Source organism: Streptomyces sp. NPDC020958 (assembly GCF_055562175.1).
On sequence record NZ_JBVHFU010000006.1, the window covers coordinates 59,135 to 84,508 of the forward strand.

Consider the following 25,374-nt stretch of genomic DNA (forward strand, 5'->3'; position numbering starts at 1 on the left):
CGAGGTGGTCCAGGTGCGCGGATTTACGCATCTGCACGCCGTCTCCGGGTTCTCCCTGCGGTACGGCGCCTCGCACCCCGAGCAGCTTGCGGAGCGGGCGGCCGAGCGGGGGATGGACGCGGTCGCCCTGACAGACCGGGACACCCTCGGCGGTGCCGTCCGTTTCGCCAAGGCTGCAGGCCAGGCCGGTATCCGGCCCCTGTTCGGAGTGGATCTCGCGGTGGCGGCGCCCCGCGAAACCGCTGGACGCACGGAGCGGCGACGGGCACCGGCTCGCGGCGGCGCCTATGTCGACGAGTCGGCCCAGCGGGTGGTTTTCCTTGCCCGGGACGGGGCCCGAGGCTGGGCCGAGCTGTGCCGGCTGGTGAGTGCGGCGCATGCGGACACCGTGGGAGACCGGCGCCCCCTGCTGCCCTGGGAAGCGCTGGGCGGTGACCACCTCACTGTGCTGCTCGGCCCCACCTCGGACGTCGGCCGCGCGCTGGCCGCGGGGCGGCCGGACCGCGCCGCCCAGCTGCTCACGCCCTGGCGGGAGCGGTACGGGGACGCGGCGCTGCGCATCGAGGTCGTCTCTCACGGCCGTAGCGGTACGGGCACCGGCTCGCTCCGGCTCGCGGCCCGCGCCCTCGGCTTCGCCGCGGATCAGAGGATCACGCCTGTCCTGAGCAATGCCGTACGCTACGCCGACCCCGGCCAGGGCCCGGTCGCGGATGTCCTGGATTCCGCCCGTCGCCTGGTGCCGATCGACCCACGCGGCGAGCGCGACGGTGGCGAGCGGTGGCTGAAGCCGGCAACAGACATGGCGCGCATCGCCGAGCAGGTCGCTGAAGCCGCCGGATACCGCGCGAACACGGCCCGTCGGCTGCTTGAGGTCACCGAGGAGACGGCCGCCGCATGCCGTGTCGACCCCGAGGACGACCTGGGACTGGGCCGCGTGCACTTCCCCGAGCCGGAACTCGTCGGCGGCCACCGGCGCACGCCCGAGCGGGTGCTGCGTTCGAAGTGCGCCGCCGCCATGCTGCTGCACCGTTACGACCGTGACCGCCGCCGCTGGGAGCGCCTCGAGGACGAACTGCGCCTGATCGAGAGACTGGGATACGCCTCGTACTTCCTGACCGTCGCCCAGGTCGTCGCCGACACCCGTGAACTCGGCATCCGGGTCGCCGCCCGCGGCTCCGGCGCCGGTTCCCTGGTCAATCATCTCCTCGGGATCGCCACCGCCGATCCCGTCGAGCACGGCCTGCTCATGGAGCGCTTCCTGTCCGACCGGCGCGCGGAGCTGCCCGACATCGACATCGACGTGGAGTCCGCCCGCCGCCTTGAGGTCTACCGGGCGATCATCGGCCGCTTCGGCCCGGAACGGGTGGCCACCGTGTCCATGCCGGAGACCTACCGGGTGCGGCACGCCGTACGCGATGTCGGTCTTGCCCTCGGTCTGGATCCGGCCGAGGTCGACCGCCTTGCAAAATCGTTCCCTCACATCCGGGCCCGGGATGCCCGTGCCGCTCTGCAGGAGTTGCCGGAACTGCGTGGTATCGACCCGGAGGCGTACGGCCCGCACATGTGGGACCTGGTCGAGGCTCTGGACGCGCTGCCGCGCGGTATCGCCATGCACCCGTGCGGTGTCCTGCTCTCCGACGCGACGCTGCTGCACCGCACCCCGGTGATGCCGACCAGCGGCGAGGGCTTCCCCATGTCGCAGTTCGACAAGGAGGACGTGGAGGACCTCGGGCTGCTCAAGCTGGATGTGCTGGGCGTGCGGATGCAGTCGGCCATGGCGCACGCCGTCGCCGAGATCGAGCGGACCACCGGGCACCGTATCGACCTGGACGACGCCGCCCAGGTGCCACCGGACGACCCGAAGACGTTCCAGCTGATCAAGTCCTCGCAGACGCTGGGCTGCTTCCAGACCGAATCACCTGGTCAGCGCGACCTCATCGCCCGGTTGCAGCCCGAGACCTTCCACGACCTCGTGGTCGACATCTCGCTTTTCAGGCCAGGACCTGTCGCGGCCAACATGGTCGATCCGTTCATCAAGGCCAGACACGGGCGCCAGGCACCCCGCTGTCCGCACCCCGACCTGGAGCCCGCGCTGCGGGAGACGTACGGCGTGGTGGTCTTCCATGAACAGATCATCCGGATCCTGTCGGTCATGACCGGCTGCACCCTGGCCTTCGGCGACTACACGCGGCGGGCGCTGTCCGACGGGGACCAGGTCGGACGGGTACGGGCGTGGTTCGCGCAGGAGGCCCGCAGGCGGGGATACGAGGCGGAGGTCGTGGAGCGGACCTGGGAGATCGTCGAGGCGTTCGGAGCGTACGGCTTCTGCAAGGCGCACGCGGTGGCCTTCGCGGTGCCCTCGTATCAGTCCGCGTGGCTGAAGGCTCATCATCCCGCCGCCTTCTATGCGGGGCTTCTCACCCATGACCCGGGGATGTATCCGAAGCGGCTGCTGCTCGCGGATGCCCGACGGCGCGGCGTGCCGATCCTGCCGCTCGATGTGAACGCGTCGGATGCCGGTTATCGAATCGAACTGGTGTCTGATGGGGAGGGTGATCGGCCCGTCCATGGGATCCGGCTCGCCCTGTGTGACGTGCGGGGGATCAGTGAGGGCGAGGCGGCGCGGATCGTCGCAGGGCGCCCCTACAGCTCGCTCCAGGACTTCGCCTCCCGGGCCCGGCCGTCCCGGCCTGTCGCCGAACGGCTCGCCCAGGTCGGCGCGTTGGACGTCTTCGGCCGCAACCGCCGCGACCTGCTGCTGCACCTCACCGAGCTGCATCACGGCCGACGGGGCTCCGCACAGGGCCAGTTGACACTGGGGGAGGCCGACGCGGACCACCGTACGGTCGCCCCCGCCGGCCTGCCCGACCTGGACGACGCCGAACGGCTCGGAGCCGAGCTCGGAGTGCTCGGCATGGACACCTCCCGCCATCTCATGGGTGATCATCGTGAGTTGCTGGAAGAACTCGGCGTCATCCCCGCGAAGCGGCTGAACGACCTGCCGCACGGCCAGGTCGTGCTGGTCGCCGGGGCGAAAGGAGCCGTTCAGACCCCGCCGGTCCGCTCCGGCAGGCGCGTCATCTTCACCACGCTCGACGACACGACAGGCCTGGTGGACTGCGCGTTCTTCGAGGACAGTCACGAGGCCTGCGCGCGCACCGTCTTCCATTCCTGGCTGCTGCTCGTGCGCGGAGTGGTGCAGCGCCGTGGCGGAGGCGGCGGAAAGGCGCTGTCGGTGACCGGCGCCGCCGCCTGGGACCTCAGCGAACTGGCCGAGCTGCGCCGCGAAGGCGGCCTGTCAGCGGTGACGGAGCGGCTCACCCAGGCCGATCCGCCACCGGGCAGAGCCGCGGACAGCCGCAGCCTCCGACTGGAGACCGGTTACGCACTGCACCCCTGGGCGGATCTGCAGCCGCCCGGCGAGTCCGTCAAACAGAGCCGCAAGCTGTGGCACCAGAGCCCCGGGAGCGCAGGATGAGCATCCTCTACATCCACTTCCACGACCTGCGGGACGAGCAGCTCCACAGCCGTCTGCTCGCCCTGCTGGCCGAGTACACCCCCCTGGTGCAGGCGCTGCCACCGGATGCCGCACTGGCCGATGTCTCCGGCAGCCTGCGCTACTTCGGCACGGACGCCACGGCACTGGCCGAGCGCATCCGCGCCCGCACGGGTGGGCTGTACGGACTCCGTTCGACGGTCGGTGTCGCCTCGAACCCGCTCCTTGCCCGCATGGTCGCGGCCGACGGCCCGCCCTCGGCGGTCCGCACCCTGCCCGACGACATCGACACGGTCACCGACTTCCTCGCGGCGAAACCCACCGCGGCCCTGCAAGGCGTGGGACCGGCGACCGCCCGCACCCTGTCCTCGTACGGCCTGGACAGCGTCGGCAGGATCGCCGCCGCACCACTCGGCACACTGCAACGCATCCTGGGCGTCACCGCCGGCCGCAACCTCCACGACGCGGCCCGCGGTCTCGACCCGACGCCGGTGATCCCCTCGGCCCCGCCCCGCTCGCTGAGCGTCGAACACCGCTTCGCTCAGGACGAGTTGGACCGCGACCGGCAGCGTGCTGCCCTGCTGGCGCTCACCGACCGTCTCGGCCTGCGACTGCGCGGCGAGTCCCAGGTGGCCTGCGCCCTCACGCTCACCGTCCGCTACGCGGACCGCTCGACGACGACGCGCACCCGCAAGCTGCACGAACCCACTGCCCACACGCGCTCTCTGACGGCACTCGCCTACGACCTCCACGACCGACTGGCTCTTCAGCGTGCCCGCGTGCGCACCGTCTCCCTGCGGGCGGAGAACCTGATCGCCGCCGAACGCGCCTCCCGTCAACTCCTCTTCGAGCCGGCCGACGAGAAGGCCCGCCGTATCGAGGCCGCCGCCGATCGCGCCCGAGACCGGTTCGGTACGGAGGCGGTGCAACCGGCAGGAGCGGCGGCGATCCATGTCGCATGATCAGCACCCTGGCTGAAGTTACTGGAAAGTTTTACTGACACGTAACTTCACGCTTTCACTACTCCTCCGTAACTTGATGGATGAACAGCATCCTCGTGATCCGGATCACAGGGCGTAAGGCCGTCGCAACTCCCTTGAGCCGCAAGGAGATCACACGATGCTGCCCTGGAAGCGAGTGCTCAGACCCCTGACCGCGCTGCTCCTCGCCGCCGCCGTCGCCACCGTCCCCGCCGCCACCGCCCATGCGTCCAGCGCCCCCAGCACCGGCTGGAACGACTACTCGTGCCACCCGTCGGCCGCCCATCCCCGGCCCGTGATCCTGGTCCACGGCACCCTCGGCAACTCTGTCGACAACTGGCTGTCCCTCGCCCCGTACCTGGAGGACCGCGGCTACTGCGTCTTCTCCCTCGACTACGGCCAACTGAACGGCGTCCCCGTCTTCTACGGCCTCGGCCCCATCGCCGCGTCGGCGCAGCAGCTCTCCGCCTTCGTCGACAAGGTGCTCACCGCCACCGGCGCGGCCAAGGCCGACCTCGTCGGCCACTCCCAGGGCGGCCTGATGCCCCGCTACTACCTGAGGTTCCTCGGCGGCGCCGCCAAGGTGAACGCCCTCGTCGGCCTCGCCCCCGACAATCACGGCGCCACCCTCAGCGGCCTCACCAACCTGCTGCCGTACTTCCCCGGCGCCTCGGACCTGGTCAAGGCCACCACCCCCGGCCTCGCCGACCAGATCCCCGGCTCCGCCTTCCTCACCCAGCTCAACGCGGGCGGCGACACCGTCCCCGGGGTGCACTACACGGTCATCGCCACCAAGTACGACGAGGTGGCCACGCCCTGGCAGAGCCAGTACCTGAGCGGCTCCGACGTCACCAACGTCCTGCTCCAGGACCTGTGCCCGCTGGACCTCTCCGAGCACGTGGCGATCGGCCTCTTCGACCGGATCGCCTTCCACGAGGTGGCCAACGCGCTCGACCCGGCCCACGCCACCGCCACCACCTGCGCGTCGGCGCTGAGCTGAGCCGCAGCCCGGCCGCACCCCGCCGGGGCCTGTCCGGCCTGAGCCGCCGGTCAGGCCCCGGAGTCGTGGGCGATCGGGGAACCACCCCAGGAAACCGTGGAATCGCCTGCTGGGAGCGGGTGACGGAGATCCTTATGGTCGCCTTAAGGGAGTGCTCAGACTCCGCTGAGGTGGTAAACGTTCAGCTCATGCCGAACAACGACATCCGGCCCGCCCGGGCCGCCGACGTACCCGCCGTGAAGGCCGTGTCTTCGTCGTCGGGGAGCCGGTGATCGGACTCGCCAGCGGCGGCGGCTGCTGGAGTTCGTGGACGCACGTGCGCGTGTGCTCGGCCTGCCCGAGGTGAGGCTCTACACGAACGCGATGATGGGGGAGAACCGGGAGATCTACCCGACGTACGGGTACGAGGTCGTCGGGGAGTGGGGGCGCGCGGAAACGCGCGGTCAGCCGTCCGGCCACCAGGTGCGTGCGATGTCCTTCCGCACCTCCGGGCGTCCGGCGGGGCGCTCGTCGGCCTCCTCGCGGATCCGGCGGCTGTCCGTCCTCTTCAGGGGCTTCTGCACGGTGGTGCGGCGCATAACTGCCTCCTTCAGCGCCTACCGAGTTCCGCGTTGTCACGGAGGTAGACCCTTTTGGCGAGAGTTCCTCATCGGTGCCGGTCTGTCAGTGGTCGCTGTCACACGGATCAAGTGTCAGTGGCAGGTGTCACTCTTGGGGCATGACGAACGAGAGTGACCGAACCCTTGCTGTGCGTATCGACTGGGATGCCGAAGCCGCCCGGTTCGACGACGAGCCTGATCACGGCCTGGGAGCGCCCGAGGTGCGGGCGGCCTGGGCCGAGCGGCTGCGCAGCTGGCTGCCCGGGCGTCCCGCCGACGTCCTCGACCTCGGCTGCGGCACCGGCAGCCTCTCCCTCCTCGCCGCCGAACAGGGACACCGGGTCACCGGCGTGGACGGCTCCCCGGAGATGGTGGCGCGGGCCCGCGCCAAGCTCGCCGGCCGTGACGCGGCGTTCCTGCTGGGTGACGCCGCGGCACCACCGGTGGGCGAGCGGCTCTTCGACACCGTGCTCGTACGCCATGTGCTCTGGGCACTGCCCGACCCCGCGCGCGTCCTGCGGCACTGGCGTGCGCTGCTGCGCCCCGCGGGGCGCTTCGTGCTGGTGGAGGGCGTGTGGGGGAAGGTGACCCCGGTCGGCATACCCGCCGACCGGCTCACCGGCCTCCTCGCACCGCTGGCCGCGGACATACGTGTGGAGCGGCTGTCGGAGGCGACGGTCCTGTGGGGCAAGGAGGTGAGCGACGAGCGGTACGCGGTGGTGGCGACGGTGTGACAGGTTACGGCGACAGCAGGGCGGTGAAGTCCGGACCCTGTGCCAGGGCCTCCAGCGCGTCGAGCGCGGCCGCGGCCGCCGACGCGGCCGCCGGGTCCCGCTCCGTCAGCCCGCTCTCGGCGAACTCGTCCTCGTCCAGGCGGCGTACGTCCGTGCCGTCGGCGGAGCGCCACAGGTCCAGGTCGAGGTCCTCGACGACCAGCCGGCCGCCGCTGAGCGTCGCCGGCCGGGTCACGTCGCAGTACCAGCCCTTCAGCGCCCCGTCGGCGGCGCGCACCTCCTTCACCGCGTACCAGCGGTCCCGCCAGTAGAACTCGGTGAAGACGTCGCCCTGCTCGAAGCGGACGAAACCGAAGTCGCGGGCCACGTCACCGGCCCAGGGGGCGCGCACGGTGATCCGGGTGCCGTCGTCGTGCAGCAGCTCCGCCGGATAACGGATCTTCGTGCGGCCCGCCTTGACCAGCACGACGTCCACCACCGCGGTCGGCTCAGCCGAGTTCCCTGACATACCTGACCTCCGTCGCGCAGATGTCGTACCCGAACCACTTGTTGATCGCCAGCATCGGCCCGTTGCCGCTGTCGTTGCCCGTGAACGCCTCGGTGCAGCCGGCCGCGCGGGCCCGGTGCAGGGAGGCGTTCTTGGCGAGTTTGGCGAGGCCCCGGCCCCGGAACGCCCGGGCCGTACCCGTCATGACGGTGCCGTACCGGGTGCCGCCGTCGGTGCGGGCCGCACTGAACGCCGCGGGGCGGCCGTCCACCAGGACGACCGAGGTCAGCTCCCGGCTGAACAGCGGGTGCCGCCAGGTCTCGTCCAGCCAGGCCTCGTAGTCGGTGAACTCGGTCCCGATGTCGCTCGGTTCGTCCCGCATCGTCTCCGCGTCGAGGTCGAACAGCGGGCGCGGGTCGTCGGCGAAGTCGGCGCCGGTGCGCAGCTCGACACCCGGGGGCGGGGTCCGCAGCGGGGGGAGCGCGCCGTGCGCGAGGTCGAGACGGAGGAAGTGCGCCGAGCGGCTCCGGGTGTAGCCGCGCCGCTCGGCGAAGGCGCAGTGGGACGGGGCGTCCAGCACCCAGGCGTACGACGTGGTCGCGCCCGCCGCCGACAGGTGTTCCTCCGCCGTACGGGCGAGGAGGGTGCCGGCGCCCCGGCCGGTGCGCTCCGGATGCACGTAGACGTTGGCGAAGCCCTGGCCGGGCTCCGTGCTCTCGTGGGCGAGGCCGACCTGGGCCGTGCCGATGATCTCGCCGTCCTGCTCGGCGAGCAGCTGCCGGAAGCGGGCGTCCGGGTGCGTGCGGGTCAGGTCGTGGACCACGGACTCGGGGGTGAACAGCATGAAGGGGAGGGCCAGACGCCGGACCCGGACGAAGCCCTCGGCGTCGGAGCGGACGTCGGGGCGCAGGTCGCGCACGATCACTGTCATGAGGCGCACGCTATGCCGGACGGGTGCGGGGCGCCTCTTGTTTTCCCGGCGGGTGCGGGAGAATCGGGCCGTGACCTTGAAGATCCGCATCGATGACAGCGCGCCGCCGTACGAGCAGGTGCGGGCGCAGATTTCCGAGCAGGCGCGGGGCGGGGTGCTGCCGGTGGGGTACCGGCTGCCGACGGTGCGTGGGCTGGCCGAGTCGCTGGGGCTGGCGGTGAACACGGTGGCCAAGGCGTACCGGGCGCTGGAGACGGACGGGGTGATCGAGACCCGGGGGCGCAACGGGACGTTCGTCGCGGCGGCGGGGTCGGCGGCGCAACGCGAGGCGTCGGCCGCCGCACAGGCCTACGCCGACCGGGCCCGGCGGCTGGGGCTGGCCGAGGAGGAGGCGCTGTCCGCGGTGCGCGACGCCCTGCGGGCGGCTTACGGGGAGTAGGGGACTTCGGGTTCGGCCGAGCAGGGCTCGGCACCGCCGGATTCCCCCGTCGTGGCTGACGCCGTCGCGCCGGGGTGAAAGGACCTGTGGCGTCGGTCAGCTGCTCGTGGTCAGTTGCGGCGTCCTCGTCACCGTCAGGCCCGCCCGTGCCGCCGCTCTCCCGAAGAGCGCCGCGTCCCGTACCGCCGCTCCGCCCGGGTCGTTGTTGAAGTACGCGTAGACGTCGGCCTTCTCCGGACAGGCCGTGGCGATGCGGTCGACCCAGGTCTCCAGGGAACGGCGGCCGTAGCGCGGCCACGGTGTCGCCCGGCCCTGGTGGAACCGGACGTAGGCCCAGTCGGTGGTGCGCCACAGCGGGCTCATGGGGCGGGCCCGGATGTCGGCCCAGCACAGCGCGGCGCCCCGGGACTCCAGGACCTCGCGGGTCTCCCGGCTCCACCAGGAGTCGTGGCGGGGTTCCACCGCCACCCGCGTGCCGCGCGGGAAGCAGGACAGGCACGCGTCCAGCAGCGGCGGGTCGGCCCTGAGCGTCGGCGGGAGTTGGAGGAGGACCGGACCCAGCCGGTCGCCGAGGCCCGCCGCGTGGGTCATCAGGCGGTCGACCGGCTCCCGGGGGTCCTTCAGACGTTTGATGTGGGTGAGGTAGCGACTGGCCTTCACCGCGATCACGAAGTCCCCGGGGACCCGGTCCCGCCACGATTCGAAGTTCTCCCGGCTGGGCAGGCGGTAGAACGCGTTGTTCAGCTCGACCGTCGTGAAGTGCCTCGCGTACTCCTCCAGCCACGCACGCACGGGCACGCCGGCCGGGTACAGGACGTCCCGCCAGTCCTTGTACTGCCAGCCCGAGGTCCCGATGAACAGGGGCATACCCCCATCAAAGCACTACAGGTACAGCCCCGCGTCCGCGCCCTCCCGGGCCCCCGGTACCGACGTCGGCGCCGTGCCCCTGCGCAGGGCGTACAGCTCCGCCAGGGTGGCCCCCTCACGGCCGACGCCCTCCTCCGTGCCGAGCCAGTTCACCGCCTCGGGCCGGGTCAGCGGTCCCACCTCGATCCGGGCGAGGCAGCGGCCGGGACGGACCACGGCGGGGTGCAGCCGCTCCAGGTCCTCGTTGGTGGTGACCCCGACCAGGACGTTGCGGCCCTGGCCGAGCAGACCGTCGGTCAGGTTCAGCAGCCGCGACAGCGCCTGACCTGCCGTGTGCTTGGCCTCGCCACGGATCAGTTCGTCGCAGTCCTCCAGCAGGAGCAGCCGCCAGCGCCCCTTGCCGGCGCCGTCCTCCTCGCCGATCGCGATGTCCATCAGGTAACCGACGTCGGAGAAGAGCCGCTCGGGGTCGAGGACGCAGTCCACCTGGCACCAGTCCCGCCAGGACCGGGCGAGGGTGCGCAGCGCGGAGGTCTTGCCGGTGCCGGGCGGACCGTGCAGCAGCAGGAGCCGGCCGGCGATGTCCTCCGGGGTCGTCTTCATCAGACGGTCCATCGCGTCCGCCACCGGAGCCGTGTAGTTGGCGCGGACCTCCTCCCACGTACCGGCGGAGATCTGCCGGGTGGTGCGGTGCGGACCGCGGCGCGGTGAGACGTACCAGAAGCCCATCGTCACGTTCTCCGGCTGCGGTTCCGGCTCGTCCGCCGCGCCGTCCGTGGCCTCGCTCAGCACCTTCGCCGCCAGTTCGGCGGTGGTCGCGGTGACGGTGACGTCCGCGCCCCGGTTCCAGCGGGAGACCAGCAGCGTCCAGCCGTCGCCCTCCGCCAGGGTCGCGCTGCGGTCGTCGTCGCGGGCCACCCGCAGCACCCGCGCCTGATCCGGCAGCAGGGTCGCCCCGGAGCGCACCCGGTCGATGTTCGCCGCGTGCGAGTACGGCTGCTCGCCGGTCGCGAAGCGGCCGAGGAACAGCGCGTCGACGACATCGGACGGGGAGTCGGAGTCGTCGACGTTGAGCCGGATCGGCAGCGTCTCGTGCGGCTTGGCAGACATGCCGCCATGATCCGTCACCGGGGCCCGGCGCGCACCCGTTTTCCGAAGTGGGCGGCGTGTGTCGGAAGTGCCCCGAGCTTCCGGAGTGTCCCGAGTGCTCCCGTGGACCTGCCGCACGGCCGCCGATCGCCGATACCTTCCCCCGGGGGCGACTCCCGCCGTTACTGTTGTCCTTGATGGGACGTCATGGGTGGAATTCGGGGGCTGGGCGGTGGCGGCTCACCGCTCTGCTCGGCGTGGGCGCGGTCGCTCTCGCCCTGATCGTGACCCTGTTCCACACGCTTCCCGGCGGCGGGAGCGCCACCACGGGCACCACCCGGGACGGCGACAAGGTGCACGGCACCCCCGCGACCCCCGAGGACCCGGCCGAGCCGTACGTGGGCTGGGGCTTCACCCACACCCAGTACAGCGCCGACGAGGGCAGCGCGACCGCCACCGACCGGGTGGCGCACCTGCTGGCCAGGGACGCCGGGCTGCCGCAGAACCAGGCCCTCATGGGCTGGGGTGCCGACAACCCCGAGCCCGTGAAGGGGCGTTACGACTTCGGCGCCCTCGACCGCCGGGTCGACTTCATGCGCAGGTCCGGCGCCACCCCGGTGATCACCCTGTGCTGCTCGCCGGACTGGATGAAGGGCGGCAGGGCCGGTGTGAACAACACCGACTGGAGCCAGGCCGCCCTGGAGACCGCGCCGACCCCCGACCACTACCAGGACTACGCGGACCTCGCCGCGACCGTCGCCCGACGCTACCCGGACGTCCGGCACTTCATCGTCTGGAACGAGTTCAAGGGCTTCTGGAACAACTCCAAGGACCGCTGGGACTACGAGGGCTACACCCAGCTCTACAACCTCGTCTACAAGGCGCTGAAGGCCGTGGACAAGGACATCATGGTCGGCGGCCCCTACCTCGTCATGGACAGCTTCGACCCACGGGAGACCGACAACGCCTCCGCCACCCTCAAGGGCCCCTGGGGCGTCCTGGACCAGCGGGTCGTCGACGCCTTCGCCTACTGGAACGCCCACAAGGCGGGCGCCGACTTCGTGGTCGTCGACGGATCCAGCTACACCAACGACGAGGACCTGCTGCCCGACGAGTTCGCGGCCACCCGGAAGCTGACGTACGTCAGTGCATGGGTGCGCGCGCAGACGCACGACCTGCCGCTGTGGTGGGCCGAGTACTACGTGGAACCCGCCGACGGCACCGACGCCCGCGACGGCTGGACCGAGGCGCACCGGGTCGCCGTCCAGGCCACCGGGATGATCGCCCTGGTCGAGGGCGGCGCCGACTCCGGCTTCTACTGGAACCCGGAGGACGAGAAGGGCGGGGACTGCGCCGGCTGTCTGTGGACCACGACCGACAGCGACGACGGCGGCCGGCCCGAGCCCATGTACGACCTGGTGTCCCGCTTCTCCCGGGCCTTCCCACCCGGAACCAGGTACCAGACCGTGTCCGTCGCGACGGACGAGGCGTCCGGCGTCCGGGTCCTCGCCAGTGACCGGACCGTCCTGGTCGTCAACACCCTCGACCGCCCGGTCAGCGCCCGGGTGGACGGGAAGCGGCTCGACCTGACGGCGTACGAGGTCGCGTGGCTCACCAGGTGAGCCACGCGCACCCCCTCACTTGAGCGTCAGGAACCGCTGTACCAACGACGCCAGCAGCACCGCGAGCAACGGCATCGAGAACCAGAAACCGCCCTGGAGCAAACGCAGTTGCCGCACCCCCGGCCGCACCGCGACCCGGACCAGCTCACGCGCCGTCAGCAGCAGGACCAGCAGGGCGGCCGCGAGGCCGCCGATCACCGACCACGGCGTCCAGGTGATCCGCGGCCCGATCGGCCCCGGATCCGGCCCCGGCACCGCGCCCGCCGGCCGGGTACGCAGCGCGTACATGGTCACGTCGTCGTTGACCAGGACCTTCTTCAGCTCCTGCCGGTGGTCCAGGTTCCGGATCAGCCGGCCCGCCCAGGTCGCCGAGTAGCCGGCGTCCATCCGCAGGAACGCGACCTGACCCCTGTTGACCATCAGGTACGAGTTCGGACCGGCGTCCCTGAGCGCCTTGACCAGGCTCGACACCAGCACCGGGTCGGTGGGCGCGAGCGTCGGCACGTAGTCCACCCGTTCCATGTCCCTGGCACCCCACGGGATCGCCGGGGTCACGTCGTCGACCGTGTCGTTGCTCAGCCACAGCAGCCGTACCGTCGGCCGGTCGTGGGCGTAGACGTAGTCCATGGCGGCGACCTCGCCGGGCCGCACCCGCTCGAACGACTCGTTGCCCCAACGGGCCACCAGGAAGCCGCCCATGAGCAGCAGACCCGCCAGCAGCGCGGCCACCGGCGCCAGACTGACCCGGTCCTTCTCGCGCTCCTTCGCCGTGGCGCCGGTGCGCGGGAACAGGGCGAGCGCGGCGAGCAGGGCCGCGCCCGGCACGGCGAACATGAAGACCCGCAGCGCCATCTCGCCGCCGTAGGACTGCATGCCGAAGCCCAGGAACGGCACGAAGGTCAGCACCAGCAGGGACCGCTCGCGGTACCGGTGGAAGCGGCGCCGCCACCAGCCCCAGACGGCGAACGTCAGCATGCTCCCGGCCAGCAGGACCCGGACGTACAGCACCAGCTTGTGGGTCGAACTGCCGCCCTGGATACGGCCGGAGACCGATGTCGACACATTGCTGCCGATCCCGCCGACCCCGCCGAACAACTCGTCGAAGTGACCGGACCAGTACGGCTCGGCCATGAACCCCAGCCAGACGGCCGCGACCACCCCGAACAGGATCGGCAGACCGCGCAGTTCGGACCGGCCGACCAGCACCAGCACCGCCAGCACGCCCAGCATCACGAACGGGGTGAGCTGGTGCGCCGGGACCGTCGCCGCGTACAGGCCGATCAGCACCATGAGCAGCACGGCCTGCTGCCGGCGGTCGGCGGGCTCGGCCTCCGCCTCGCCGGGCCGGAACCTCGTCCACACGACGTGCGGGGCGCGGAACCAGACGAGCAGGATCGCCACGAACACCAGGTACAGCAGATACGTGAAGCCCTGCGGGGAGAAGTAGTCCTGGCCGACCCAGCCGCACAGCACGAAGAACCAGATGCCGGTCCACTTCGCCCGCCAGCTCGCCCGCAGCGACCGTACGAGCAGGAACATCGGTGCCAGGTAGGCGAGTTCGATGAAGGTCGGCCACCAGCGGATGACCTCGGTGAAGTCCCTGACCCCGCAGGCCCTGCCGATGAACGCGGCCGCCGCGAAGAAGCCCGGCCAGCTCCAGCGGGCGTCCAGGTCGGGCACGGCCGAGCCGGTGCGGTCGATGTAGTCGATGAACCCGAGGTGCTGCCAGGCGGTCGGGAAACGCGGCTCCGTCTCGATCACGGCGGGCAGCGCGTGCAGCGACACGACCGTCGCCAGCAACGTGACGAGCAGCAGCGCCTTGTGCTCCCGGCGCCGCCACAGCAGCGCGGCGAACACCGCGACCAGCAGCGCCGCCCCGATGAGCGTCGGCGGCGGCAGCACCGAGACCAGCCCGAGCCCGCCCGTCCGGTCCAGGCCGGCGTCGTCGAGCCGGGCCACCGGCACCCAGTACAGGAGCAGCGCGGCGACCAGCAGACAGCCGAGGACGACGCCCGGCCGGGTGGGCGTCAGCCGCTCCCGCAGCGACCGGGCGGGTTCCTCCGGCGCCTCGGCCGGCACCGCCGCGGCCCCCGCCGCGGTGTCCGGCACGACCCCGTCCTCGAAGGGCCCGTCGACGACCTCGGCCTCCTTCAGCAGCGAGACCTCGGCCGGCCCGAGCGAGGCCTCCGACTCCGGCTCGTGTCCCTCCACCGGCAGCGCCGGGTTCCGGGGCTGCCGCAGCGCCCACGTCGGACGGTCGTCCGGCCGTACGACGGGCGTACCCGTGGGCGGGGTTCCCGGTCCCGGCCGCACGTCGGGCCGGCGCTCCACATGGTCGAAGTCGACGTGGACGCCGAGGGCGAGGGTGTCGCTGTCCAGCGCCCACGCCGGACGTCGCCTGCGCGGCACGGCCGACGCGGACGGGGCTTCGCGCGTGCCCAGGTCGGCGAGGTCGCCGTCCGGTGCGGTGCCCTCGGGGATCTCGGCCGGGGCCGCCCGTAGCGTCCGCCACAGCCGGGGCGCCGCGACGGTCACGATCACCGCCAGGCTGGAGATCTCGGCCACGCCCGCGCCGGTCAGCCCCATCCGGGGCAGGAGCAGCAGGGTCAGACCGAGCACCAGGACGCACAACAGGCCCTGCAGCCAGGCCAGTCCCGCGGTCCGGCTCTGGGCGCGCAGCACGGCGAAGTAGGTCTCCATCACGACCCGCAGCAGCGCGCCGACCGCGAACCAGCGCAGCAGCGGCGTCGCCGCGTCCGCGTAACCGGGCCCGAACACACCGAGGATCCAGGGCGCCCCGAAGAACAGCAGCGCGCACAGCGGGATCATGATCCGGGCCATCCGTCTGAGGGCGGCCCGGGCGTTGGCGGCCAGCCGCGCCGGGTCGTGCGAGCCCTCGACGGTGAGCGAGGCGCCCATGTTGATGGCGAGCAGGTTGACGGTGCCGCCGATGGTGGTGGTGATGTAGAAGTACGCGTTGTCCTCGGAGCTGACCTGCGAGGCGATGATCACCGGGACCAGGTAGACCACGGCGAGAGAGAACAGCGAGCCGGTGTAGTCGCCGGCCAGGAACCTGCCGGTCTCCCTCAGCGTGGGCGGTTTCGCGTGGTCCTCGGTGGCCTTGACGTGCCGGGGCACCAGCCGCCGGAACACCAGCCAGCCCAGCGGCACGAACGAGGTGGCGATCGCGGCGACCCAGGAGACGAAGACACCGGCCGTCGGGATCGCCGCCGCGAAGGCCACCAGCAGCGCCAGCTTGACCGCCGAGAACACGGTGTTGCCGACCGGTACCCAGGGCGCGTTGCGCAGCCCGGTCAGCACCCCGTCCTGGAGGGTGAGCAGGTTCCAGGCGACGACGGCCAGCACGAACCCGGCCCCGGGCAGCGGCCCGTGCAGGAAGCGGTACGAGGGACCCCACACCCCGAGGGTCGTCAGGAAGACGCCGGCCGCCAGCGCCACGACCAGCGAACTGCCCGCGTAGGTGCGGAAGATGAACGCACCGGTCCGGCGTCCGGCGACCGGGATGAAGCGGGCCAGCGCACCGGTCAGGGTGACCGCGGTCAGGCCCGCGAGGAGCTTCATGGCGGCGATCGCGGCGGAGCCCTGGCCGACCGCCGACTCCGAGTAGTAGCGGGCCGCCGCCAGCCAGAAGCCGAGACCGAGCACGGCGGAGATGCCGGTGTTCAGCATCAGGGCGTAGGCGTTGCGGAACAGGGGGCTGCCGCCGGGCGGACCGCTGCGTCCGGGCAGGCGAAGACGGCGCCCCGACTGCTCGGGCGCCGGCGTCTCGGCGGTCGCGGCCTCGGTTGTGGTGGTCGTGTCAGACACGGGAACGGCTGGCCTTCCGGCGGACCTGTCGGGCTCTGCGGAGAACGGCGTACCCCTTGGTGAGGGCACGGTCCCTGGCGAAGGTGCGGGTGATCGCCCGGCCTTCCAGCAGCCGGGTGAACTCCTCGGCGTCCGTGCTGCGGCGGACGGTGACGCGGTGCAGGGCGTACGGGCCCTGGCGGCGGCGGGCGAGACCGTTCTCGACGGCGAGCGCCTGGGTGAACCCGGCCGCCCGCACGGCTGTCCGCACCCGGCGGCTGGAGTAGCCGTACGGGTAGGCGAACGAGGTCGGTTCGGTGCCCGTCTCGTCGGTGACGATCTCCTTGCAGCGGACCAGCTCCTCGCGGAGCCGGTCGTCGTCGAGCTGGTCGAGCTCCGGGTGGGTGTGGCTGTGCCCGCCGATCTCGCAGCCGGCGTCCGCCAGTTCGCGTACCTGGTGCCAGTCGAGCATGGTGTCCAGGCCGCCTCCGGTGTCGTGGGCGCCCCTGATCCAGCCCGTCGAGACGAACAGGGTGGCCGGGTAGCCGTGCTCGGCGAGAACGGGCAGGGCGTGCCGGTGCACGCCCTCGTAGCCGTCGTCGAAGGTGATCAGGACGGGCCGCTCGGGCAGCGGGCCGCCGGAGCGCCAGCCCGCGGCCAGCTCGGCGGTGCTGACGGGGGTCAGGTCCAGTTCGCCGATGAGCGCCAGCTGTTCGGCGAACGCCTCCGGCGCCACCGACAGGGCGCGGGTGGCGTCGTTCGGCGCGGTCGCGACCGAGTGGTACATGAGGATCGGCACCGGCGCCTCGGCGGCGGCCGCCCCTGCCGCTGCCGAGGTCATCGCCGGTCCTCCTCACGCCGGATCCCGGCGACGGTGAAGGCCGCGCCGCCTCGCCGGGCCCGGGCGCTGCCCACCACGTAGCCGGTGGCCGCCGTCAGCACCCCGGCGACGATCGCGCCCGCGCGGCCCGCGCCGCCCGGCCGGGCCAGCAGCGCGTCCCGCAGGCCACGAGCGATCCCGGCGGGCAGCACGCGCGTGGCGTACCGGCGTTCGGACTCCAGGCCCTTGCCGGCGCCCACGCTCCGGGCGACCAGGGCCTTGGAGAGGCCCTCGGCGTAGGCGCGGGTGCGGAAGTAGCCGAAGTGCTCGCGCACCTCCGGTACCCGGTGGTGGATCACCGCGCGATCGTCGATGAGCAGCACGGCGTCCGGGCGGGCCCGGGTGAGCCGGATGCACAGCTCGGTCTCCTCGCAGCCCAGCGGGCGCTTGTCGCCGTCGCGGCCGATGCCGGTGGCGAAGCCGCCCGCCGCGTCGAAGGCCGTACGCCGGAAAGAAGCGTTTCCCCCGAGGACGTTGCGGACCCGGACCCGTCCGGCGGGCAGCCCCCGGTAGGTGCAGCCGACCACCCAGTCGAACTCCTGCGGGAACCAGTCGGGGCGGCGGCCCGAGGCCCAGACCGGCACGGTCCGGCCGCCGACCGCCATCACGCGCGGGTCGGTGTACGCCTCGGCGAAGCGGCGCAGCCAGTCCCGCTCGGCCACGGCGTCGTCGTCGAGGAAGGCGAGCACCTCGCCGTACGAGGCGGCGATGCCGGTGTTGCGGCCCGCGGACAGTCCGCGGGGGCCCGCGTTGGCGAGCACCCGCACCTCCGCGGCCTCCTTGTACTCCTTCGTGAGCCGTTCCAGGAGTGCCGGGTTGTGGTCGACGACCAGCAGGGTCTCCAGCGCCGGGTACGACTGGGCGCGCACCGAGGCGACCGCCGCGAGGATGTCCTCCCAGCGGTCCTCGGTGTACACGCAGATCACGACGGAGATGCCGGGATCTCTCAAGACGACTCTCCCCGGCCCGTGCTGAGCATCGGCGAGTGCCGCACCTGCCGGCGCAGGTCACGCCGGTTGGAGCGCTCCTTGAGGATCACCTTGAGCACCCGCAGGCCGTCGCGTACGGCGCGCAGGTTGCTGGTGCCGTGGATGCGGAGGTACTCGTAGCTCGGGATCTCCTGCACCTTCAGGCCCGCCTTGACGACCCGGATGTTGATCAGGGTCTCGATCTCGAAACCGGTGCAGTCGAGGTCGATCTTGTCGAGGCAGTGCCGCCAGAACGCGTTGTACCCGTAGCACAGGTCGGTGTAGCGGGCGCCGAACTTGCGGTTGACGACAGTGCACAACGCCCAGTTGCCGAGCTTGCGGATGAAGGTCATGTCGTCGGTGCCACCGCCGTTGGCGAAGCGCGAGCCCTTGGCGAAGTCGGCGCCCGAGACCAGGGCGGACACGTACGACACGATTTCGTGGCCGTCGGCCGAGCCGTCCGCGTCCACCATGACGACGATGTCGCCGGTGCACGCCTCGAATCCGGTGATCAGGGCATCCCCCTTGCCCTTGCCCCGCTGCTCGACGACTTTCACCCCCGGCCACAACTCCCGTGCCACGTCGACGGTGTCGTCGGTCGAATTGCCGTCCACGAGGACCACTTCGTGTATCCAGCCGGGAAGTGTCTTGAAGACGTAGGGGAGATTCTCCGCCTCGTTCATGGCGGGGATCACCACGCTCACCGGCGGTGTGATCGCCAGATGAGTGGAGATCGGTCGGTATTCGGCAGCCATCGACGGATCCTGGCCCGACGCCGGCTGGCGCAGAACGGAACTCACGAGTCCTGTCCCTCTCGTCCGGTGGACCGCCCGCCCCTGGGCGGCCCGCTTATGTGCCCGGTTCGAAAGGGGGGTTCTCAGCCGCGGCGCGGAAAAAGGATCTCCGTATCGGCGGATGAGCTGGCAAAGCTGGCCGGTCTGCCGGAAAACGGCAGCCGGTCGCGCGGCACGACTCGGAAACGGCAGGTGTCACAGCTGTTGCGTCTGCGTTCACCGAGCACGGCACCCCCCCGGGTGAGATGTACGACGGTATTGATGATTGGACCGGTATGGCAAGACCTGGAAGCAGGCCTCACGTTTTTGTTGGTTTGGCCGTTACGCAACTTTGGCCGACCCTGTTCATTTACTCGAACGGATTTTCCTCGCCCGTTCGTGAATTCGCTCCACCGGTCGCATTCGTACCAGCAGCAGCAGGAGAAGGCTGATCACGGCGACGGCGACGATCCCGCCGCGCCACGACCAGCGGTGGGTGGCGAGCATGCCCTGGGCGACCAGCATGTCCAGGGCGACGGCACCCGCGAGCGCGGTGAGGACCCGGGTGAACGGGTCGAGGCCACGCAGCCCCAGGGTGATCGCCGTGGCCGGCGCGGCGAGCAGGAACAGCAGGGCGAGCGGTGCCCGCAGCGGTGAGCCGGAGTCGGTCAGAGCGAGCAGCGCGCCGCTCGCTCCGACGGCCGTCGCCGCTCCCGCGAGCACGGGTCCCAGGTCCCTCCCCGGTCCTGGTCGTGCCCGTTCGTCCGCTGTTGACGATGACTTGAGCCGTATGGTCTGCATGGCCGACTTTGCCCCCCAAGGCGCCGGATGCCGGGCTTCAATGTCGCGCAGTCGAACGGGGGGCGTCAAGCGGGTCTTTGGACATGACCGTTCCTTGATGTCACAGGTGATCCGGGATCGCCACGGAAGCGGCTGGTTGCGACAGAAAAAGATTTGGCATGGACACTTCCCGTCAACACGCGCGGTTGGTACGAAAGTTGTGGCAGAGATCCTGCTAAAGGGAGGTTCCATGAGACGTTCCCGATTTACGGCATACGTGACTTCACTCCTCCTCGCCACCGGCCTCACCCTCACCGGGGCGGCCGCGACGCAGGCGCAGGCCGCGACCGGGGGCTACGTGGCGCTCGGCGACTCGTACTCCTCCGGCGTCGGCGCCGGCAGCTACATCGGTTCGAGCGGCAGCTGCGACCGCAGCACCAACGCCTATCCGTACCTGTGGAACGCCGCCCACAGCCCGTCCTCGTTCTCGTTCCTCGCCTGCTCCGGCGCCACCACCGACGACGTGCTCTCCGGCCAGCTCGGCACGCTCAGCTCCTCGACCGCCCTGGTCTCCCTCACCATCGGCGGCAACGACGCGGGCTTCGCCGACGTCATGACGACCTGTGTGCTCAACTCGGACAGCACCTGCCTGTCCCGGATCAGCACCGCCGAGGCGTACGTCGACTCCACCCTCCCCGGCAAGCTCGACGCCGTGTACGACGCGATCCGTGCCAAGGCGCCCAACGCCAGGGTCGTCGTCCTCGGCTACCCGCGCTTCTACCAGCTGGGCACCGCCTGCCTCGGCCTCTCCGCGACCAAGCGCTCCGCCATCAACAACGCCGCCGACTACATCGACACCGCCATCGCCAAGCGCGCCGCCGACCACGGTTTCACCTTCGGCGACGTGCGCGGCGCGTTCTCCGCCCACGAGATCTGCTCCGGCAGCTCGTGGCTGCACAGCCTCAACCTGCTGGACATCACCGAGTCGTACCACCCCACCGCGGGCGGCCACTCCGGCGGCTATCTGCCGGTCCTGACCAGCAACGCGTGAGCCGGCGGTCCCTCAGCCCCCGGTCACGAGCTGGAAGGTGACGGCGAATCGGAGGCCCCGGCGCTCGGGGTCTCCGTCGTCGAGGTGCACGTGACCGAGAACGGCACCGCGTCGGACGTGGTCCGCACCGGGCTGCGCACCTCGACCGCGATCGCGTCGTTCAGGGTCCCGCTGTCGGACCAGGTCGTGACGGTCACCTTGGTCTGCCGGGTCTTCCCGCCGCCGTCCGGGAAGGACAGCGTCTTCCACCCCTGGTCGTCGAGCGACCCCTTCTTCAGCACCCACCGGTACTCGACCTGCGCGGGCACCCTGCCGACCGTGAACGTCGCCGTGAACGAGGGCGCCTGCGCCGTCGACGGCGGGCAGCTCCCCGAGTAGTCGGTACCGGACCCCGCCACGCTCACCTGCACGCTCTGCGCGGCCGCACTGCTGCTCGCGGACGCCGACGCCGACGGCGACGCGGACTTCGTGACGCTGCTCCGGCTCGGTGCGGGCGAACTGAGACTGCCGGCCGACTGACCCGCCCCGGCGTCGCCGCCGTTCCCGCCCCCGTTGTCGTGGTGGAGCAGGGCGTACACCAGCCCGCCCAGTGCGAGGGCGACCAGGACCAGGCCGACGAGCAGGACGGTACCGGCGTTGCGGTTGCCGCCGCGGTTGTCCTCCTCCGGCGGCCGGGGGCCCGTCGGGGTGGGCAACGGAGGCGTGGGGGAGCTCCGGTAGGGCTGGTGGGCGACCTGGGTCGGGGCTTCGTACGGCGCCGGGACCGGAACGGTCACCGCGGTGCCCGGGGTGCCGCCGGCCGCGATCAGCCGCAGGTCCCGCTCGGCCTGTTCGGCGGGGAGCCGGGCGGCCGGGTCCTTGCGGAGCAGGCCCTCGACGACCGGGCCGAGCGGCCCCGCCCGGTACGGCGGCGGCAACTCCTCGTCCACCACGGCACGCAGGGTGCTCAGCGGGGTGTCCTGCCGGAACGGCGAGGCTCCCTCGACCGCCGCGTACAGCAGCACTCCGAGCGACCACAGGTCGGACTCGGGGCCGAACGCGCGTCCGAGCGCCCGCTCCGGGGCGAGGTACTCGGGCGAGCCGATGACCTCACCGGTCATGGTCAGCGCCGAGCTGCCCTCGACGGTCGCGATGCCGAAGTCGGTGAGCACCACCCGGCCGTCGTTCGACAGCAGCACGTTGGCCGGCTTCACGTCCCGGTGCAGCACCCCGGCGGCGTGCGCGGACCGCAGCGCGGACAGCACCTCGGCGCCGATGCCCGCGGCCCGCTGCGGGGACATCGGGCCCTCCGCCTCCAGCGCGTCGGCCAGCGACACCCCTCGGACCAACTCCATGACGACCCAGGGCCGTCCGCCCTCCATCGCGACGTCGTACACCGTGACCACGTTGCGGTTGGCGATCCGGGCGGCGGCCCAGGCCTCGCGCTCCAGCCGGGCGTACATCCGCTCCACGTCGGGGCCGGGCAGCCCGGCCGGCGCGCGCACCTCCTTGACGGCGACCTCACGGCCCAGCACCTCGTCACGGGCCCGCCACACGGTGCCCATACCGCCCTCGCCCAGCGGCGACAGCAGTCGGTAGCGGCCGGCGATCACTCGCTCTCGGCCGGGCTCATCGGTCACGGGTGCCCCCCACGGCAGCTCGCGCGAACTCATCACAAACGTAACTCAGAGCAGGGCGGAGGCGGCGCCCTTGAGGACCAGTCCGACACCCAGGGCCACGACCACGAGCGCCGAGGCGAGCGGGGTCGTCCTGCGGATAAGGGTGGCCAGGGGGTGGGTGGTCAGGCGAGGGCGTCCGTCCAGCACCCGAGTCATTCCCGTACCCAGCTTGACGACGGCGAACCCGGCGGCGGTCAGAGTCAGCGCGAGGCCGATGCCGTAGGCGACGACGAGGAGCAGACCGAACCAGGCCTGTCCGAGGGCGGCGGCACCGACGAGGACGACGACGGCGGACGGGCTGGGGACCAGTCCGCCGGCGAAGCCGAGGAGGAGGGTGCCGCGCAGCGTGGGGGCCGTCTCGTGGGTGTGGGTGTGGCCGCCGTGGGTGTGCGTGTGGGTGTGGCCGTGGGTGTGCCCGTGGTCGTGGTCGTGACCGTGACCGTGGTCGTGCTCGCGACCGTGACCGTGGTCGTGGTCGTGGTCGTGGTCGTGCTCGTGACCGTGGTCGTGCTCGCGACCGTGACCGTGGTCGTGGTCGTGGTCGTGGTCGTGCTCGTGACCGTGGTCGTGCCCGTGGCTGTGTTGGTGCTCGTCGTCCTGGGGGTGGCCGGCGGGGTGGGGGTGTCCGTCGGCGTGGGTGTGCGCCGTTGCGGCCAGTGCCAACTCGCGGGCGCGAGCGTGCTCGTGGTGCCGGGCGTGCTGGTGGACCCTGGTGCGCCAGGCCCTACGCGTCAGGTTCAGGCCTGCCGCCAGGACCATGAGGCCGCTGGCGATGCCCAGCCAGGCGATCACCGACGGGGTGGCCGCCGAACCCGCCGTGACCAGCACGCCCAGGGCGACCACGCCGAGGGTGTGGGTGACCGTGACCGACGCGGCCAGCGGGAGGACGTCGCGGAGCCGGGCGCGGCCGCCGCGGGCCGCCGCCGTCGCCGCCATCAGGGTCTTGCCGTGGCCCGGCGCGAGGGCGTGCATCGCGCCGAGGGCGATCGCGATGAACAGCGCGAGCGTGGCGAAGCCGAAGGTGAGGTGGTTGCGTGCGACCAGGTCGGTCAGGGCCTGGGTCCAGCGGTCGATGCCCCGGGGGAGGATCTCCGAGCCCGGGGCGTCCTGCCGTTCCGCGGCGAGCGCCGGGCCGCCCGGCCGGACCCGGACCGCGGCGGTCGTGATGTCGGCGGGGGAGGAGAGCAGGTCCTTGGGATAGCTGGTGAGTTCGTGCGAGAGCGAGGTCCTCGGCACGTCCGTCCTCGTCAGCGTCATCCGGTCACCGCGGGCCGTGATCTCCCGCCAGCCGGGGCCGGAGTCGGTGCCCGCGCTGTGGAAGCCGAGCGTGACGTCGGCGCCCTTCGGGAGCGGCGCGGTGAACCGGCAGGACACCCGCAGGGTGTTCAGTCCCGCCTGGCCGGGCCGGAGCCGGGCGTGACTGGTGGTGACGGTCAGGGGCGTGGACGTGCCGTCGACGGTGAGCCTGCTGCCGTCCGCCGCCGTCGTACAGCGCTGCCGCGCCCACGCGGCCGTGCCCAGCCGCTTCAGGTCCGGTTTGGCCTGGGTCGCCGGGATCTCGGCGAGGTCCTCGAAGTGGTCGACCCGGAGCTGTCCGGGGGCGGCGACCAGACCGTCGTACTTGTTGACGGTGAAGTTGCCGAGCGGGTGCGCGCTCGCGGCCGTGGCCGGGAGGAGGGTGAGGCCGCAGACGACGACGAGGAGGGCCGCGGCGCGGCGGCGGAGGTTCACTTCGAGGCCTCCAGCGCCTTACGGGCGGCGCGGGCGCCGAGCGGGGAGAAACCCGGGTTGAGTTCGAGGGCCTTGGTGAGGGCCGCGCGGCCGGCCGCCCGCTCGCCGTCGGCCAGCTCGATCATGCCCAGGTGGTAGCTGAAGGAGGCGTTGCGGTAGCCGGTGGCGGTGGCCTGGCGGGCGTACGGCAGCGCTTCCTCGTCGTGGCCGTTGACGTGCAGGGCCCAGGCCAGCGCGTCCGCCGTGTGGACGGTGTGGCGGCGGGCCCACTCGGCACGGGCGGCCTTCAGCGCCTCGGCCTTGTCGCCGTGGTCGGCGGCGGCGAGCGCGGTGTCCAGGTCGGCGTTGACGCCGTTGGCGCGGGCCAGCGCGATCCAGGCCTCGACGAGGGAGTACTGGTTCTCGGCCTTCTCCTTGTCGCCCTTGGCGCCCCGGTCCTCGTACAGCTCACCGAGTTCCACCAGGGGCTGGGGCAGCGGATAGCGGGAGACGACCAGCTCCATGCCCTTGATGGCGTCGGCGCGGTCGCCGCTCGCCGCCTGGGCGCGGGCCCGGCCCTCCAGCGCGGGGAGGTAGTTCTCGTCGGCGGTCAGGGCGCGGGCGTAGTAGTCGAGCGCACTCTTGTAGTCGCCCTGGTTCCAGGCGAGCAGGCCGAGCTGCGCGGCCACGTACGCGATGTCGCCCTTCGAGGTGGCCGTGGACAGCGCCTGCTGCAGGACCCGGCGGGCGGTCTTCACGTCACCCCGCAGCTCGCGCACGTACGCGTACCGGGTGAACACCGGTACGCCCGGCTTGCGCTGGTCGGCGAGGTCGGCCGCCTCGGCCGCGTCGGCGTACCGGCCGAGTTCGACCAGGGCGTCGATCCGGGAGGCCAGGGCGCCCGCGTTGTACGGGTTCTGCTTCAGCGCCCGGTCCGCGTAGGCGAGCGCGTCGGCGAACTGGTGCCGGGCGGCGGCGAGCGCGGCCTGCCCGGCCAGCGCCTGGTCGTTGCCCGGGGTGATCTCCAGGGCGCGCCTGAGGGCTTTGTCGGCCTGCGGATAGCGGGACGGGTCGCCCTTGGTACGGGCCTGCTCGACGTAGGCGAGGCCGAGGGTGGCCCAGCTGTCGGAGTCCTTCGGCTGGGTGCGCAGGTGGGCCTGGAGAGAGGCGATGCTCGCGTCGAGGCTGCCGCTCGCGAGCAGCGCCGGTGACACGGCACTCGACGCGGCGACCGGCGTCGCACCGCTGTCCCGGGACGCTCCGAAGGCGATGGCGCCGCCGGTCAGCGCCACGGCCAGCAGCACGGCGGAACCCGCGAGCCGGGCCCGCCGCCAGTTCCGCCCCGCGGCGGCGAACCGGCGCAGGGCGGTGACACGCTCGTCGGCGTTGCCGTCCGGCGTGTCCTTCGCGTCGGCGGGCTGCTTGTCGTTCGTACCCGGGGCCATGCCCTCTCCTAGTAGCTGTCGCATGGGGCGGCGCGGCCCGCTTCCGTGGGGGGTGGGG

General features: G+C 71.9%; 20 protein-coding genes and 1 pseudogene. 8 read left to right on the top strand and 13 right to left on the bottom strand.

Translation table 11 applies throughout. From position 1 onward, the window contains the following. Positions 1–13: 13 nt before the first annotated feature. The 4 genes and pseudogenes from ACZ3KP_RS19515 to ACZ3KP_RS19530 form a co-directional block, all read left to right on the top strand. A complete protein-coding gene (locus tag ACZ3KP_RS19515) occupies positions 14–3,478 on the top strand; it encodes a DNA polymerase III subunit alpha (RefSeq protein WP_467501019.1) in 3,465 nt (1,154 codons plus the stop codon). Beyond that, complete coding sequence (locus ACZ3KP_RS19520) at positions 3,475–4,458, top strand: DNA polymerase Y family protein (RefSeq protein WP_467501020.1); 984 nt, start codon at positions 3,475–3,477, stop codon at positions 4,456–4,458. The genes ACZ3KP_RS19515 and ACZ3KP_RS19520 overlap by 4 nt, the downstream gene beginning before the upstream one ends. Positions 4,459–4,615: 157 nt before the next feature. Next, positions 4,616–5,476, top strand: coding sequence for an esterase/lipase family protein (locus tag ACZ3KP_RS19525; protein WP_467501021.1), 861 nt, complete (start codon positions 4,616–4,618; stop codon positions 5,474–5,476). 288 nt (positions 5,477–5,764) lie between these two features. After that, a pseudogene (locus tag ACZ3KP_RS19530) lies at positions 5,765–5,890 on the top strand (GNAT family N-acetyltransferase); the annotation flags it as partial. Positions 5,891–5,919: 29 nt separating this feature from the next. Here ACZ3KP_RS19530 and ACZ3KP_RS19535 read toward each other — a convergent pair. Then, the gene (locus ACZ3KP_RS19535; RefSeq protein ID WP_089102986.1) at positions 5,920–6,054 is read right to left on the bottom strand and encodes a hypothetical protein; all 135 of its coding nucleotides are present in this window, start codon (positions 6,052–6,054) and stop codon (positions 5,920–5,922) included. A gap of 140 nt (positions 6,055–6,194) precedes the next feature. Between ACZ3KP_RS19535 and ACZ3KP_RS19540 the strand changes: the two genes are divergently transcribed. Then, positions 6,195–6,809, top strand: a complete 615-nt coding sequence (locus ACZ3KP_RS19540) for a class I SAM-dependent methyltransferase (RefSeq protein WP_467501022.1) — start codon at positions 6,195–6,197, stop codon at positions 6,807–6,809. 4 nt (positions 6,810–6,813) lie between these two features. Here the strand turns inward: ACZ3KP_RS19540 and ACZ3KP_RS19545 are convergent, their stop codons facing one another. Both ACZ3KP_RS19545 and ACZ3KP_RS19550 read right to left on the bottom strand, forming a co-directional pair. Continuing rightward, entirely contained in the window at positions 6,814–7,317 is a 504-nt protein-coding gene (locus ACZ3KP_RS19545; RefSeq protein ID WP_467501023.1) for a ribonuclease FAU-1 family protein, read from the bottom strand. Beyond that, complete coding sequence (locus ACZ3KP_RS19550; RefSeq protein ID WP_358977415.1) at positions 7,298–8,227, bottom strand: GNAT family N-acetyltransferase; 930 nt, start codon at positions 8,225–8,227, stop codon at positions 7,298–7,300. The genes ACZ3KP_RS19545 and ACZ3KP_RS19550 overlap by 20 nt, the downstream gene beginning before the upstream one ends. 70 nt (positions 8,228–8,297) lie before the next feature. Here ACZ3KP_RS19550 and ACZ3KP_RS19555 point away from each other — a divergent pair, with 70 nt between their 5' ends. After that, positions 8,298–8,666, top strand: coding sequence for a GntR family transcriptional regulator (locus tag ACZ3KP_RS19555; RefSeq protein ID WP_358977417.1), 369 nt, complete (start codon positions 8,298–8,300; stop codon positions 8,664–8,666). A gap of 96 nt (positions 8,667–8,762) precedes the next feature. On the opposite strand, the gene ACZ3KP_RS19560 is transcribed toward ACZ3KP_RS19555, so the two are convergent. Both ACZ3KP_RS19560 and ACZ3KP_RS19565 read right to left on the bottom strand, forming a co-directional pair. Then, positions 8,763–9,533, bottom strand: a complete 771-nt coding sequence (locus tag ACZ3KP_RS19560; RefSeq protein WP_467501024.1) for a DUF72 domain-containing protein — start codon at positions 9,531–9,533, stop codon at positions 8,763–8,765. A 15-nt stretch (positions 9,534–9,548) separates the two neighbouring features. Next, complete coding sequence (locus tag ACZ3KP_RS19565) at positions 9,549–10,643, bottom strand: DUF5925 domain-containing protein (protein WP_132889048.1); 1,095 nt, start codon at positions 10,641–10,643, stop codon at positions 9,549–9,551. Positions 10,644–10,819: 176 nt separating this feature from the next. Between ACZ3KP_RS19565 and ACZ3KP_RS19570 the strand changes: the two genes are divergently transcribed. Next, on the top strand, positions 10,820–12,244 hold the full coding sequence (locus ACZ3KP_RS19570) for a GH39 family glycosyl hydrolase (protein ID WP_467501025.1): 1,425 nt from the start codon (positions 10,820–10,822) through the stop codon (positions 12,242–12,244). Between the two features lie 15 nt (positions 12,245–12,259). Here ACZ3KP_RS19570 and ACZ3KP_RS19575 read toward each other — a convergent pair whose 3' ends face one another. The 5 genes from ACZ3KP_RS19575 to ACZ3KP_RS19595 all read right to left on the bottom strand — a co-directional run bounded on the left by ACZ3KP_RS19575 (position 12,260) and on the right by ACZ3KP_RS19595 (position 19,395). After that, positions 12,260–16,072, bottom strand: coding sequence for a lipopolysaccharide biosynthesis protein (locus ACZ3KP_RS19575; protein ID WP_467501026.1), 3,813 nt, complete (start codon positions 16,070–16,072; stop codon positions 12,260–12,262). Continuing rightward, the gene (locus ACZ3KP_RS19580; protein ID WP_467501027.1) at positions 16,065–16,892 is read right to left on the bottom strand and encodes a polysaccharide deacetylase family protein; all 828 of its coding nucleotides are present in this window, start codon (positions 16,890–16,892) and stop codon (positions 16,065–16,067) included. Before ACZ3KP_RS19580 ends, ACZ3KP_RS19575 begins: the two co-directional genes overlap by 8 nt. Then, entirely contained in the window at positions 16,889–17,881 is a 993-nt protein-coding gene (locus ACZ3KP_RS19585) for a glycosyltransferase family 2 protein (RefSeq protein WP_467501028.1), read from the bottom strand. Before ACZ3KP_RS19585 ends, ACZ3KP_RS19580 begins: the two co-directional genes overlap by 4 nt. Then, positions 17,878–18,699: a glycosyltransferase family 2 protein gene (locus tag ACZ3KP_RS19590; protein WP_467501029.1), complete on the bottom strand. Its 822-nt coding sequence runs from the start codon at positions 18,697–18,699 to the stop codon at positions 17,878–17,880. The genes ACZ3KP_RS19585 and ACZ3KP_RS19590 overlap by 4 nt, the downstream gene beginning before the upstream one ends. Positions 18,700–19,038: 339 nt before the next feature. Next, entirely contained in the window at positions 19,039–19,395 is a 357-nt protein-coding gene (locus ACZ3KP_RS19595) for a hypothetical protein (RefSeq protein ID WP_467501030.1), read from the bottom strand. A gap of 307 nt (positions 19,396–19,702) precedes the next feature. Here ACZ3KP_RS19595 and ACZ3KP_RS19600 point away from each other — a divergent pair, with 307 nt between their 5' ends. Then, complete coding sequence (locus ACZ3KP_RS19600) at positions 19,703–20,503, top strand: SGNH/GDSL hydrolase family protein (RefSeq protein ID WP_467501031.1); 801 nt, start codon at positions 19,703–19,705, stop codon at positions 20,501–20,503. 23 nt (positions 20,504–20,526) lie between these two features. On the opposite strand, the gene ACZ3KP_RS19605 is transcribed toward ACZ3KP_RS19600, so the two are convergent. From ACZ3KP_RS19605 to ACZ3KP_RS19615, 3 genes are read right to left on the bottom strand one after another with little or no spacing between them, the layout of a single operon-like run. After that, positions 20,527–22,155 (bottom strand): serine/threonine-protein kinase, encoded by a 1,629-nt coding sequence (locus ACZ3KP_RS19605; protein WP_467501032.1) that lies wholly within the window; start codon positions 22,153–22,155, stop codon positions 20,527–20,529. A 12-nt stretch (positions 22,156–22,167) separates the two neighbouring features. Then, entirely contained in the window at positions 22,168–23,892 is a 1,725-nt protein-coding gene (locus ACZ3KP_RS19610) for a nickel transporter (protein ID WP_467501033.1), read from the bottom strand. Further along, positions 23,889–25,340, bottom strand: coding sequence for a tetratricopeptide repeat protein (locus ACZ3KP_RS19615; protein WP_467501034.1), 1,452 nt, complete (start codon positions 25,338–25,340; stop codon positions 23,889–23,891). The genes ACZ3KP_RS19610 and ACZ3KP_RS19615 overlap by 4 nt, the downstream gene beginning before the upstream one ends. Positions 25,341–25,374: the final 34 nt, after the last annotated feature.